At 67.8% G+C, this 12,637-nt stretch carries 10 protein-coding genes; all 10 read right to left on the minus strand.

The features are described 5' to 3' along the window. Positions 1 to 96: 96 nt before the first annotated feature. The 10 genes from SSBG_RS08610 to SSBG_RS08655 all read right to left on the minus strand — a co-directional run bounded on the left by SSBG_RS08610 (position 97) and on the right by SSBG_RS08655 (position 12,003). Positions 97 to 1,224 carry an ABC transporter ATP-binding protein gene (locus SSBG_RS08610; RefSeq protein ID WP_037869275.1) on the minus strand — a complete coding sequence of 376 codons (1,128 nt, stop codon included), beginning with the start codon at positions 1,222 to 1,224 and terminating at the stop codon, positions 97 to 99. After that, a complete protein-coding gene (locus SSBG_RS08615; protein ID WP_037869277.1) occupies positions 1,211 to 2,191 on the minus strand; it encodes an ABC transporter ATP-binding protein in 981 nt (326 codons plus the stop codon). Before SSBG_RS08615 ends, SSBG_RS08610 begins: the two co-directional genes overlap by 14 nt. A 10-nt stretch (positions 2,192 to 2,201) precedes the next feature. Continuing rightward, on the minus strand, positions 2,202 to 3,215 hold the full coding sequence (locus SSBG_RS08620; RefSeq protein ID WP_008745800.1) for an ABC transporter permease: 1,014 nt from the start codon (positions 3,213 to 3,215) through the stop codon (positions 2,202 to 2,204). After that, entirely contained in the window at positions 3,208 to 4,131 is a 924-nt protein-coding gene (locus SSBG_RS08625) for an ABC transporter permease (protein WP_008745801.1), read from the minus strand. Before SSBG_RS08625 ends, SSBG_RS08620 begins: the two co-directional genes overlap by 8 nt. A gap of 114 nt (positions 4,132 to 4,245) precedes the next feature. Further along, positions 4,246 to 5,886 (minus strand): peptide ABC transporter substrate-binding protein, encoded by a 1,641-nt coding sequence (locus tag SSBG_RS08630; protein WP_008745802.1) that lies wholly within the window; start codon positions 5,884 to 5,886, stop codon positions 4,246 to 4,248. A gap of 231 nt (positions 5,887 to 6,117) precedes the next feature. Next, complete coding sequence (locus SSBG_RS08635; protein WP_037869280.1) at positions 6,118 to 7,263, minus strand: ABC transporter ATP-binding protein; 1,146 nt, start codon at positions 7,261 to 7,263, stop codon at positions 6,118 to 6,120. Then, on the minus strand, positions 7,256 to 8,317 hold the full coding sequence (locus tag SSBG_RS08640) for an ABC transporter ATP-binding protein (protein ID WP_008745804.1): 1,062 nt from the start codon (positions 8,315 to 8,317) through the stop codon (positions 7,256 to 7,258). The genes SSBG_RS08635 and SSBG_RS08640 overlap by 8 nt, the downstream gene beginning before the upstream one ends. A gap of 11 nt (positions 8,318 to 8,328) precedes the next feature. Continuing rightward, the gene (locus SSBG_RS08645; protein WP_008745805.1) at positions 8,329 to 9,297 is read right to left on the minus strand and encodes an ABC transporter permease; all 969 of its coding nucleotides are present in this window, start codon (positions 9,295 to 9,297) and stop codon (positions 8,329 to 8,331) included. After that, the gene (locus tag SSBG_RS08650; protein ID WP_008745806.1) at positions 9,290 to 10,219 is read right to left on the minus strand and encodes an ABC transporter permease; all 930 of its coding nucleotides are present in this window, start codon (positions 10,217 to 10,219) and stop codon (positions 9,290 to 9,292) included. The genes SSBG_RS08645 and SSBG_RS08650 overlap by 8 nt, the downstream gene beginning before the upstream one ends. A gap of 146 nt (positions 10,220 to 10,365) precedes the next feature. Further along, on the minus strand, positions 10,366 to 12,003 hold the full coding sequence (locus tag SSBG_RS08655) for a peptide ABC transporter substrate-binding protein (RefSeq protein WP_008745807.1): 1,638 nt from the start codon (positions 12,001 to 12,003) through the stop codon (positions 10,366 to 10,368). Positions 12,004 to 12,637: the final 634 nt, after the last annotated feature.

A 12,637-nucleotide genomic window follows, 5' to 3' on the forward strand; every position in this document is an offset into this window, starting at 1 on the left:
CGGTCAAACGGCACCCGCACGGTCGTACAAGAAAGACCATCCCCCGTCCGTATATCGGAACGGCGTCCACCGGATTGCCGCCGTGTTAAGCCCCGTTCAGTCCGCCGGCACGATCCGCTTCTCCTCCGCGAAGTGGCACGCCGAAGGGTGCTCCGCCGCGAGGCCGCGCCCCTTGAACCACTCCGGGATCGCGAGCACCGGGTCCTCCACCGCGCACTTCTCCTGCGCCTTGAAGCACCGCGTCCGGAAGTGGCAGCCGCTCGGCGGGTTGGCCGGCGAGGGCACGTCGCCGGTGAGGATGATCCGCTCGCGGTGCTCGCGCCGCGAGGGGTCGGGGACGGGCACGGCGGAGAGCAGCGCCTGCGTGTAGGGGTGTGTCGGGTGCTCGTAGATCTGCTCGTCCGTGCCCGTCTCGACGACGCGGCCCAGGTACATGACGGCGACGCGGTCGGAGATGTGGCGGACGATCGACAGGTCGTGCGCGATGAAGACGTAGGAGAGGTCGAACTCCTGCTGGAGCCGTTCCATCAGGTTGATGACCTGCGCCTGCACCGAGACGTCGAGGGCCGAGACGGGCTCGTCCGCGACGATGATCTCGGGGCGCAGCGCGAGGCCGCGCGCGATGCCGATGCGCTGGCGCTGGCCGCCGGAGAACTGGTGCGGGTAGCGGTTGATGTACTCGGGGTTGAGCCCGACGACGTCCAGGAGGTCCTGCACGCGTTTGCGGCGGTCCCCCTTCGGCGCGACCTCGGGGTGGATGTCATAGGGCTCGCCGATGATGTCGCCGACGGTCATCCGGGGGTTGAGGGACGTGTACGGGTCCTGGAAGACCATCTGGATGTTGCGGCGCACGGCCTTGAGCGCCCGGCCCGAGAGCTTGGCGATGTCCTCGCCCTTGTAGCGGATCGTGCCGCCGGTGGGCGCCTCCAGGTGGACGAGCGTCTTGGCGACGGTCGACTTGCCGCAGCCCGACTCCCCGACGATGCCGAGGGTCTCGCCGCGCCCGAGGTCGAAGTCGACGCCGTCCACGGCCTTGACCGCGCCGATCTGCCGCTTGAGGACGATGCCCTGGGTCAGCGGGAAGTGCTTGGTCAGGCCGCGCACTTCGAGGATCGGCTCGCCCGCCGCGTAGGAGTTCTCCTGGTGCGCCCTGGACATGAGCCGTTCCGCCTCCCGGCCCTCGCGCCTGGCCTCCTTGCGGCTGCCGTGCTCATCGCGATGCATCGAGGGTCTCCTTCCAGTAGTGGCAGGCGCTGGCCCTGGCCGGCGAGACCTCGTAGAGCGGCGGGTCGTCGTGCAGGCAGCGTTCGCGGGCGCGCGGGCAGCGGGGGTTGAACGAGCAGCCGTCGGGGATGTGCAGGAGGTTGGGCGGCAGGCCCTGGATGGCGTACAGCTCCCGGCCCTTCTGGTCCAGGCGCGGGATCGACTGGAGCAGGCCCTCGGTGTAGGGGTGGGCCGGGTTCCGGTAGATCTCGTGCACGGGCGCGGTCTCCACGATGCGGCCCGCGTACATGACGGCGATCTTGTCCGCGACGTCCGCGACGACGCCGAGGTCGTGGGTGATGAGGATGAGGCCCATGTGGTACTCGCGCTGGAGTTCCGCGAGCAGGTCCATGACCTGGGCCTGCACCGTCACGTCGAGCGCCGTGGTGGGCTCGTCCGCGATGATCAGCTTGGGTTCGAGGGCGAGCGCCATCGCGATCATGATGCGCTGGCGCATCCCGCCGGAGAACTGGTGCGGGTACTGGCGCACGCGTTCCTTGGCGGCGGGGATGCGGACCCGTTCCATCAGCTCGACGGCCTTGGCGCGGGCGTCCTTCCGGGACATGCCCCGGTGGACGGTGAACATCTCGCCGAGTTGCTGGCCGACGGTGAGGACCGGGTTGAGCGAGGAGAGCGCGTCCTGGAAGATCATCGCGATCTGCGCGCCGCGCACCTTGCGCCGCCGGTCCTCCTTCATTTTGAGCAGGTCCTGGCCCTCGAAGAGGATCTCGCCGGAGGGGATGCGGCCCGGCGGCATGTCGAGGATGCCCATGATCGCCTGGGCGGTGACGGATTTCCCCGAGCCCGATTCGCCGAGCACCGCGAGGGTCTCGCCCGCGTCGACGTCGTAGCTGACCCCGTTGACGGCCTTGACGACGCCGTCCCTGGTGGCGAACTCGACGTGCAGGTCTCGCACTTCCAGCAGCATGGCGGGCTCCTCAGCGCAGCTTGGGGTCGAGGGCGTCGCGCACCGCGTCGCCGAGCATGATGAAGGCGAGCACGGTGATCGCCAGGGCCCCGGAGGGCCACAGGAGCATGTGCGGGGCGTTGCGCACGTTCCCGGAGGCGTCGGAGATGTCGATGCCCCAGGAGACCGTGGGGGGCCGCAGGCCGACGCCGAGGAAGGACAGGGTGGCTTCGAGTGCCACGTACGTGCCGAGCGCGATCGTCGCGACGACGATGACCGGCGCGACGGCGTTGGGCGCGATGTGGCGCAGCAGCATCCGGGTGTTGGAGGCGCCGAGGGCCCGCGCGGCCTCCACGTAGTCGTTCTGCTTCGTCGTGATGACCGAGCCGCGGGCGATACGGGCGATCTGCGGCCAGCCGAGGAGCACGATGAAGCCGACGACGGGCCAGACCGTGTTCGAGGTGACGACCGAGAGCAGCACGAGGCCGCCGAGGACGACGGGGATGGCGAAGAAGATGTCGGTCAGGCGGGAGAGGATCGAGTCCCAGAAGCCGCCGAAGAAACCGGCGAGGCCGCCGAGGATCGAGCCGAGGATGGCGACGCCGAGGGTCGCGCAGACGCCGACGGTCACCGAGGCGCGGGCGCCGTGGACGGTGCGGGTGTAGACGTCGCAGCCCTGGTTGGTGAAGCCGAAGGGATGCCCGGAGCGGGCGCCCTTCTGGGCGTCGGAGAGGTCGCACTGGAGCGGGTTGCCCGAGGCGATCAGGGACGGCCAGATCGAGATCACGATCAGGAAGAGGATGATCAGCGCGGAGATGATGAAGACCGGGTTGCGCCGCAGGTCGCGCCAGGCGTCGGACCAGAGGCTGCGGGGCTTCTCGCGCGGGTCGCCGCCCTCCGGCTCCTCGCCGACGAGGCTGCCGCCCTCGCCGGTCGCGAGGGCCGTCGCGCCGCCCTGGCCGGTGGCGCCGACCGCCTCGTCGGCGGACGGGAGGTGGTTCTCCGGCTCCGGCTCGGACTCCGGAGTGGGCTCGGGCTCACGCATAGCGAATCCTCGGGTCGAGAACGGCGTAGAGAAGGTCGACGAGGAGGTTGGCGATCAGGAAGACGAGGACGAGAACGGTCACGAAGCCGACGACCGTCTGCGTGTTCTGCCGCAGGATGCCCTGGTAGAGCTGGTAGCCGACGCCGTGGATGTTGAAGATGCGTTCGGTGACGATCGCGCCGCCCATGAGGGCGCCGATGTCGGTGCCGATGAAGGTGACGACGGGGATGAGCGAGTTGCGCAGCAGGTGCCGCACGATGACGCGGTGGCGCGGCAGGCCCTTGGCGATGGCGGTGCGGACGTAGTCGGCGCGGCGGTTCTCGGCGATCGACGTCCTCGTCAGGCGGGTGACGTAGGCGAGCGAGACCGAGGCGAGCACGAGTCCGGGCAGGATCAGTTCGTCGAAGGGGGCCTCGGCGGAGACGGCCGGTTTGATCCAGCCCCACTTCACGCCGAGGAGCAGTTGCAGCAGCAGGCCGGTGACGAAGGTCGGCACCGAGATCACGACGAGGGTGAGGATGAGGACGCCGGTGTCGTCGGGCTTGCCGCGGCGCAGACCGGTGAGGACGCCGAGGCTGATGCCGATGACGATCTCGAAGATGATCGCGATGATCGTGAGCCGGATCGTCACGGGGAAGGCGTCGCCCATCAGGTCGAGGACGGACTCGCCGTTGAAGGCGGTGCCGAAGTCCCCGGTGAAGAGGTTGCCCATGTAGGTGAGGTATTGCTGCCACACGGGCTTGTCGAGGCCGAGGTCGTGACGGAGCTGGCTGGCGGTGGCCGGGTCGCACTGGCGGTCGCCGCACAGGCCCGCGATGGGGTCGCCCATCACGTTCACCATCAGGAAGATCAGCAGCGTGGCGCCGATGAAGACCGGGATCATCTGGAGCAGACGCCGGATCACATAACGTCCCATGGACAGCTCCGGGGTTGGGGGCGCGGGCCCTTTCGGGTCGGGCGGGGGACGGGGAAACGCCGATGCCCGGCGCACGGGGAGTGCGCCGGGGCTCTCGGCCGGGGCGGTGCGCCGTCAGCTGACCTTGATCTCGTTGTAGACCGGGACGCTGAAGGGGTTCAGGGCCACGTTCGAGAGGCGGTCGGAGTAGCCGGCGTTGCCGTTCTGGTACCAGAGCGGGATCGCGGCCATGTCGTCGCGGACGACCTTCTCCGCGTCCTGGAAGGTCGTCACGGCCTTCTTGGTGTCCGTCTCGGCGTTCGCCTTGTTGACGAGGCCGTCGAGCTTCTTCGAGCTGTACTTGCCGTCGTTGGAGGAGGCGTCGGTGAAGTACAGCGGCTGGAGGAAGTTCTGGATCAGCGGGTAGTCCATCTGCCAGCCGGCGCGGAAGGGGCCGGGCATCTTGTGCTGGCCGATCTTGTTGCGGAAGTCCGCGAAGGTGCCGGTCGGGTCGCCGACGCACGCCTTGTCGTTGCCGAGGGCGTTGTTGATGTTGTTGCAGACCGCGTCGACCCACTCCTTGTGGGAGCCGGTGTCGGCGTTGTAGCCGATCTTGACCTGGCCGTTGGGGATGCCGCCCGCGCCCTCGATGAGCTTCTTCGCCTCGGCGGGCTTGTAGTCGCACGCCTCGCCGCACAGCCCGGGCTTGTACCCGCCGTCCTCGCCGAGCACCGGCGAGGTCCAGTCGGTGGCGGGGGTGCGGGTCTTCTGGAAGATCGTCTCGGTGATCTGCTTGCGGTTGATCGCCATCGACAGGCCCTTGCGCAGGTCCGCGCTCTTGGGACCGTTCCACTCCTTGTCGTAGAAGGGGAAGGCGAGGGTCTGGATGATCCCGGCGGGCTGGTTGATGTACCGGTTGCCCAGGTCGTTCTTGACGTTGCGGAGCTGGTTGGCCGGGATGTCGTCGGCGAGGTCCAGGTTCCCTGCGGTCAGGTCGGTGTAGGCGGTGTTGACGTCGGTGTAGACCTTGAGGTCCACGCCGTCGTTGCGCGCCTTGTCGCTGCCCGGGTAGCCGTCCCACTTGCGGAGCTGCATCTGCGAGCCGCGCTTGTACGACTTGATGGTGTACGGGCCGTTGCCGACGGGCCTCTTGAGCCACTGCGCGTGGTTGTCGAAGAAGGACCGGGGCAGCGGGGCGAAGGCCGCGTAGCCGAGGGTCTCGGGCCAGGTGGAGAACTTCTGGTTGAGCTTGACGGTGAAGGTGCGGTCCCCGGTCACCTTGAGCCCGGAGAGCGACTGGGCGCTGGCCTGCCCGGTGGAGGGGTGCACCTTGTCGTAGCCGTCGATCTGGCCGAAGAAGTAGGCGTTCTTCTGGTTGTTCTTCAGGTTCGCGCCGTAGTTCCAGGCGTCCACGAAGGACTTGGCGGTGACCTTCTCGCCGTTGGAGAACTTCCAGCCGCTCTTGACGGTGATGTCGAAGTTCTGCGAGTCCTTGGTGTCGATCTTCTCGGCCAGCATGTCCTCGGCCTTGCCGGTCTTCGGGTTGTACCGCTTGAGTCCCCGGAAGACCAGGTCGAGCACCTTGCCGCCCTGCACCTCATTGGTGTTCGCCGGCTCCAGGGGGTTCTGCGGATCGCCCCAGGAGGCGCGGACGACGCCGCCACCCTTGCCGCCACCGCCACTGCCCCCGCCTCCGTCGCCGCCGCCGCAGCCCGTCGCGGCCAGCGCCACGACGACCGCCCCCGCGACCCATTTCGCGTGCGTGGCTCCTCGCATCGGTGCCTCCTCGTGAGCGTTATATCGCACTTAGTGCCCCATACCATCGCATAGCGGACAAGCGCGCACGGCGAGCTGAGCCGGGCGAGTCACCCGGAGGGGGCGGGCGGGGGACGGACACGGAACGCCGGGGCGGCGGCGGGGGCGCGGGGCTGCGGCACGGCGGGCCCCGGACACGCCGAAGGCCCCGTCACCGCGAGGTGACGGGGCCTTCGGGCCGGACGGGACGCCTCAGGCGGCGTTCACGATGTCCTTCTCCTCGGCGAAGTGGCACGCCGACTCGTGCGCGGCCAGGGTGTCCCCGGCACGGAACGCCTCCGGCACGGCGAGCAGGGGGGTCTCCTGCGCGCACTTGTCCTGCGCCTTCCAGCAGCGGGTGCGGAAGGAACAGCCGCTCGGCGGGTTGGCCGGCGAGGGCACGTCCCCGGTGAGGATGATCCGCTCGCGGTGCTCGCGCTGCGAGGGGTCGGGGACGGGCACGGCGGAGAGCAGCGCCTGCGTGTAGGGGTGCGTCGGGTGCTCGTAGATCTGCTCGTCCGTGCCGATCTCGGCCATCTTGCCGAGGTACATGACCCCGACCCGGTCCGAGATGTGGCGGACGATCGACAGGTCGTGCGCGATGAAGACGTAGGACAGGTTGAACTCGTCCTGGAGCCGTTCCATCAGGTTGATGACCTGCGCCTGCACCGAGACGTCGAGCGCGGAGACCGGCTCGTCGCAGATGATCACCTCGGGGTTGAGCGCGAGGCCGCGGGCGATGCCGATGCGCTGGCGCTGGCCGCCCGAGAACTGGTGCGGGTACCGGCTGATGTACTCCGGGTTGAGCCCGACGACGTCCAGGAGGTCCCGCACGCGCTTGCGGCGGTCCCCCTTCGGCGCGACCTCCGGGTGGATGTCGAAGGGCTCGCCGATGATGTCGCCGACCGTCATGCGCGGGTTCAGCGAGGTGTACGGGTCCTGGAAGACCATCTGGATGTTGCGGCGCACGGCCTTGAGGGCGCGCCCGGACAGCTTGGTGATGTCCTGGCCCTTGTAGAAGACCTCGCCCTCGGTCGCCGTCTCCAGCGTCATGAGCAGCTTGGCGACGGTGGACTTGCCACAGCCGGACTCGCCCACGATGCCGAGCGTCTCGCCCTGGTAGAGGTCGAAGGAGACCCCGTCCACGGCCTTGACCGCGCCGATCTGGCGCTTGAAGACGATCCCCTGCGTGAGCGGGAAGTGCTTCTTGAGGTTGCGCACCTGGAGGATCGGCTCCCCGCGCCCGACGTTCGCGTCGATCGCGGCGACGGCCTCCTCCTCGGTGGCCGCCTTCACGGTCTCCACGGCGGAGACGTTGGGGGCGGCGTCCGCCTTCCTCTGCTCCGGCTTCTCAGCCATTGACCGTCTCCTTCCAGAAGTGGCAGGCGCTGCGGCGGCCCGCGAGCGGCTCGCCGTCGGTGCCGAGCACGTCCACCAGCGGCGGGCGGTCGGTACGGCAGATGTCCTGCGCCATGGTGCAGCGCGGGTTGAAGGCGCACCCCTGCGGGACGTGCAGCAGGTTGGGCGGCAGGCCCTTGATCGCGAAGAGCTCCTGGCCCTTCATGTCCAGGCGGGGGATCGACTGGAGCAGGCCCTTGGTGTAGGGGTGGGCCGGGTTCCGGTAGATGTCGTGCACCGGCGCGGTCTCCACGATGCGGCCCGCGTACATGACGGCGATCTTGTCCGCGACGTCGGCGACGACACCGAGGTCGTGGGTGATCAGGATGAGCCCCATGTTGTACTCGCGCTGGAGCTCCGCGAGCAGGTCCATGACCTGGGCCTGCACCGTCACGTCGAGCGCCGTGGTGGGCTCGTCCGCGATGACGAGGTCGGGTTCCAGGCACAGCGCCATGGCGATCATGATGCGCTGGCGCATACCGCCGGAGAACTGGTGCGGGTAGTCGTTGACCCGCTCCCTGGCCGCCGGGATCTTGACCTTGTCCATCATCTCGATGGCCTTGGCCTTGGCGTCCTTGCGGGAGAGCCCCTGGTGGACCCGGAACATCTCGCCGAGCTGGTAGCCGACGGTGAGCACGGGGTTGAGCGAGGAGAGCGCGTCCTGGAAGATCATCGCGATCTTCTGGCCGCGGATCTGCCGGGCCTCCTCGCGGGACATCGTGAGCATGTCCTTGCCGCGGAAGAGGATCTCGCCCTGCGGGACCTTGGCGGGGGGCATGTCGAGGATGCCCATGATCGCCTGGGCGGTGACGGACTTGCCGGAGCCGGACTCGCCGAGCACGGCGAGGGTCTCGCCCGGGGCGACCGTGTAGTTGACACCGTTGACCGCCCTGACCACGCCCTCGCGGGTGTGGAACTCGACGTGCAGGTCGCGCACGTCCAGGAGCGGGCCGCCCTCGGCGCCGGGGTCGCGCGGGGAGGGGACGGTGTCCGGAGTGGAATCGATGATGGTCACGAGCGTCTCCCTCAGCGGAGCTTCGGGTCGAGGGCGTTGCGGACGGCTTCGCCGAGCATGATGAAGGCGAAAACGGTGAGCGTCAGCAGGATCGAGGGGTACAGCAGCACGTGCTGGGCCACCCGGATCTGGGCGAGGCCGTCGGAGATGTCGGCACCCCAGGAGACGGCCGGGGCGGAGAGCCCGAGACCGAGGAAGGAGAGCGTGGCCTCCGCGCCGATGTACGAGCCGAGGGCGATGGTCGAGACGACGATCACCGGGGCCATGGCGTTCGGCAGGATGTGCCGGATCATGATCCGCGAGGTGCTCGCGCCGAGGGCCTTCGCGGCCTGCACGTAGTCGGACTGCTTGACGGTGATCACCGATCCGCGCATGACACGCGTGATCTGCGTCCAGCCGAGGATGCCGAGCGCGGCGGCGACGAGCCACCACTTGCGGTCGGTGAAGGCGTTCATGGCGAGCATGGCGCCGAGCAGGAACGGGATGCCGAAGAAGATGTCGGTGATCCGGGACAGGACCGCGTCGAGCCAGCCGCCGAAGTAACCGGCGACCATGCCGACGAGGCTGCCGAGCAGCGTCACGATGACGGTCGCGCCGAAGCCGACGAGGACCGAGTTGCGCGTGCCGTGGACCACGCGGGCGTACACCGAGCGGCCCTGCTGGTCGTAGCCGAGCCAGTCCGCCTGGAAGAAGTGCCCGAGCTTCGGCTTGCTCAGGAAGTGGTTCTGGAGGTCCGTGGCCGTGGGGTCGGTGCCGGTGAAGAGGCCGGGGAACGCCGACATGACGACGAGCAGCAGGATGATCAGCGCCGAGATGATGAACATCGGCCGGCGGCGCAGGTCCGCCCAGGCGTCGCCCCACAGGCTGCGGGTCTTGACCTCGGCGGCCGCCTCCACGACGGCCGGTCCGGCCGTGGGGACCGGCTCGCCGAGCGTGTGCTTCGCGGCTTCGTCCGCGGCTTCCTTGGTGATGTCAGGCATAGCGAATCCTCGGGTCCAGGACCGCGTAGAGCAGGTCGACGAGCAGGCTGCACAGCAGGTAGACGAGGACGAGGATCGTCACGAGTCCGACCAGCGTGGTGCCCTCACGGCGCGTGATGGATTCGGCGATCGTGCCGCCGACGCCCTTGATGTTGAAGGCCTTCTCGGTGACGATCGCGCCACCCATGAGGGCGCCGAGGTCGGTGCCGAGGAAGGTGACCACGGGGATCAGCGAGTTGCGCATGAGGTGGACGCCGATGACGCGGCGCCGCGGCAGGCCCTTGGCGACGGCCGTGCGCATGTAGTCGGCGCGGCGGTTCTCGACGAACGTGCCCCGGGTGAGCCGGGTGACGTATGCCAGTGACGCCGTCGCCAGTACGGCGGCCGGTGCCAGCATCTGCCCGATGTCGTTGTCGTTGTTGACGTTCTGCGGCAATCCGGACGGCAACAGGATCGAGGTCTGGATGAGGAACGCGAGGACGAACACCGGGATGGCGATGAAGAGCAGCGTCAGCACCAGGATGGCCTGGTCGAGGAGCTTTCCGGCGAACATGCCCGAGATGACACCGAGCGTGATGCCGAAGACGATCTCCAGGACGAGCGCGAGGACAGCGAGTCTGATGGTCACCGGGAAGGCGTCACCGAGGATGTCGGTCACCGGACGTCCGCTCGCGATCTGCGTACCGAAGTCCAGGTGGGCCACCATGTTCCACATGTAGTGGAGGTACTGCACGAAGATGGGCTTGTCGAGCCCGTACTCGTGCCGGAGCGACGTGAGTTGCGCCGCAGTGGGTGTCTTGTCCCCGAAGAGCCCCCGCACGGGGTCGCCCGGTAGGGCGTAGACCGCGATAAAGATCAGCAGAGTGGTCCCGATGAACACCGGGATCATCTGGAGCAGGCGTCGTATGACGTAGCGCCCCATCGTGCCTCCATGTAGTCACAGCTGACAGCCAACGGGCCCCTTCCCGACGTCCGGTGCGTCCGTCGGAAAAGGGCCCCCAGCTGCGGCTAGGCGCCCGGCCGGCGGTGTTCACACCGGCCGGGTCGCAACGAGCCTGGATTCTTTTGTTACTTCTTGACCTGGATCTGCGTCAGAATCGGGTCGCCGTTCTGCGCGTAGTCCACGTTCTGGACCTTCTCCGAGTAGCCGGCGTTGACCTTGTAGTACCAGAGCGGAATCGCCGGCATGGTGTCGACCAGCTTCTTCTCGACCTCCTGGTACTCCTTCACGGAGTCGTCCAGGGTCTTGGCCGAGTCGGCCTTGGTGATCAGGTCGTCGACCTCCTTGTTGGAGAAGCCGCTCTGGTTGCCGTCCGACTTCGTGCCGTAGAGGTCACGGATGAAGTTCGCGTTCACCGGGTAGTCGAGGACCCAGCCGCTGCGGTAGAAGGACTTGACCTGGTGCGCGTCACGGGCGTTCAGGTCGGCCTGGAAGTCGGCCTTCGAGTCGCCCACGCACTTGATGCCGGTCGCCTTGGTGATGGAACCGCAGACGGCCTCCACCCACTCCTTGTGGCCACCGTCGGCGTTGTACTGGATCGAGATCTTGTTGCCCGGGACGCCGCCGCCGTCCTTGATGAGCTGCTTGGCCTTGGCCGGGTCGTACTTGGTGACGTCACCGGCGACGTTCGGCTGGTAGCCCTTGACGCCCTTGGCGACGAAGCCGGTCGCGGGCTCACGCGTGCCCTGGAGCACGGTCTTGGTGATCGTGTCGCGGTCGATCGCCATGGACAGACCCTGGATGACCTTGGGGTCGACGTCCTTGAACTGCTTGCCGTAGAAGGCGGGAACGATCGACTGGGTCGCCGAGTACGCCTTGTCCACGGCGCGGTTGCCGAGGTCGCTCTTGTAGACCGGGAGGTCCTTCGCGCCGATCTGGCGGAGCACGTCGACGTTGCCCGAGGTCAGGTCGGCGTAGGCGGTGTCCAGGCTGGAGTAGTTCTTGAAGACCACGCCGCCGTTCTGCGCCTTGTCGGGACCCTGGTAGCCGTCGAACTTGACGACCTTGATCTGCTTCTTGTGGTCCCAGCTGACGAACTTGTAGGGCCCGTTGCCGATCGGCTTCTCGCCGGCCGCCTTCGGGTCCTTGTAGAAGGACTCGGGGAGCGGCGAGAAGACCTCGTAGCCGAGCTTGTACTCGAAGTACGGGAGGGTCTTGCTCAGCTCGATCGTGAAGGTGTTGTCGTCGACGACCTTGAGGCCGGACATCTCCTCGGCCTTGGGCTTGCCCTTGGCCGGGGCGACGTCGTCGAAGCCCTTGATGTCGGAGAACCAGAAGGCGTTCTGCTGCTTGTTCTCGGGACGAGCGGCCCAGTTCCACGCCTTGACGTAGGACTCGGCGGTCACGGTGGTGCCGTCGTGGAACTTCCAGCCGGGCTTGAGCTTGACCGTGTAGGTCTTGCTGTCCTTGGTGTCCACCGACTGGGCGTTCACCATGGTGATGTTGCCCTTGGGGTCATAGTCGACCAGCTGCGCGAAGAGCGAGCGGGTGACGATGCTGCCGTTGGACTCCATCGTGTTCGCCGGCTGGAGCGGGTTCTGCGGCTCGCCGACCTCGACGGAGAAGATCCCCTTGGCGTTCACCGCGCCCGCGGCGGGCTTCTTGCTGCTGTCGTTGCTGTCGCCGTCGTCGCTGCCGCAGGCGGTAGCCGCCAGAGCGATGATCGCCGCGCCCGCAACCCACTTGGCGCTTGTCGCACCACGCATGGGGTTCCTCCTCATGAGTCCACTTGTCCACTGCAAAGAGAGGGGCGCACGACACATGCCGACGACGGTGCCTTCATGGAGTGCTGCGCCTCAGTGTGCTCGTGAGTCGGCGCGACAGCGCGTGACCCATTGACCCGAGCTCTACGCCGAACACTATTCGTCATGCGAACGACGACTGACCACACCCTTTTGGTTTCGGTTCGGTCACACCTGTTCCAGTCGGCTCTTAAAATCCGGACAAATAGAGGCGAAGCAGATGGGTGCGAAACGGACTCGTTACACACCTATCGGTCAGGTCATTCCGCTATGCGGACACTTTCCAAAGGAAAAGGGGTTGCGGAGAGTTGCCGTCCGGGGTGCCCCGCACGGGGATGACCCTCCGTGGTCGACGCGCGTCAACTCCGCTCAACACGACGCGGCACCGGGGACGTTGAAGCGCTTGCCCGGCACCAGAGTGCCACGCGGGCGCGGCGGAGGGGAGGGCGCCTCGGGAAATTGCCCCCGCCGGCCGCCTGACGGCCCGTCCATGGCCCGAAGTCGCCCCGCCCGAGGGGCTGTTGGGGTACGAGGGTAACGCGAGGGGCGTGCGGCGGCGCGGGGCCTTGCGCGGGCCGGGGCGAGGGTGCCTCACGGG

This window comes from Streptomyces sp. SPB074, from assembly GCF_000154905.1.
In the GTDB taxonomy this organism is placed as follows: Bacteria; Actinomycetota; Actinomycetes; order Streptomycetales; family Streptomycetaceae; genus Streptomyces.

Bases quoted from the DNA above. Each gene is read 5' to 3' on its own strand.
- SSBG_RS08625 (WP_008745801.1), bottom strand. From the start codon at position 4,131: ATGGGACGTTATGTGATCCGGCGTCTGCTCCAGATGATCCCGGTCTTC.
- SSBG_RS08635 (WP_037869280.1), bottom strand. From the start codon at position 7,263: ATGGCTGAGAAGCCGGAGCAGAGGAAGGCGGACGCCGCCCCCAACGTC.
- SSBG_RS08615 (WP_037869277.1), bottom strand. From the start codon at position 2,191: ATGCTGCTGGAAGTGCGAGACCTGCACGTCGAGTTCGCCACCAGGGAC.
- SSBG_RS08650 (WP_008745806.1), bottom strand. From the start codon at position 10,219: ATGGGGCGCTACGTCATACGACGCCTGCTCCAGATGATCCCGGTGTTC.
- SSBG_RS08610 (WP_037869275.1), bottom strand. From the start codon at position 1,224: ATGCATCGCGATGAGCACGGCAGCCGCAAGGAGGCCAGGCGCGAGGGC.
- SSBG_RS08655 (WP_008745807.1), bottom strand. From the start codon at position 12,003: ATGCGTGGTGCGACAAGCGCCAAGTGGGTTGCGGGCGCGGCGATCATC.
- SSBG_RS08630 (WP_008745802.1), bottom strand. From the start codon at position 5,886: ATGCGAGGAGCCACGCACGCGAAATGGGTCGCGGGGGCGGTCGTCGTG.
- SSBG_RS08645 (WP_008745805.1), bottom strand. From the start codon at position 9,297: ATGCCTGACATCACCAAGGAAGCCGCGGACGAAGCCGCGAAGCACACG.
- SSBG_RS08620 (WP_008745800.1), bottom strand. From the start codon at position 3,215: ATGCGTGAGCCCGAGCCCACTCCGGAGTCCGAGCCGGAGCCGGAGAAC.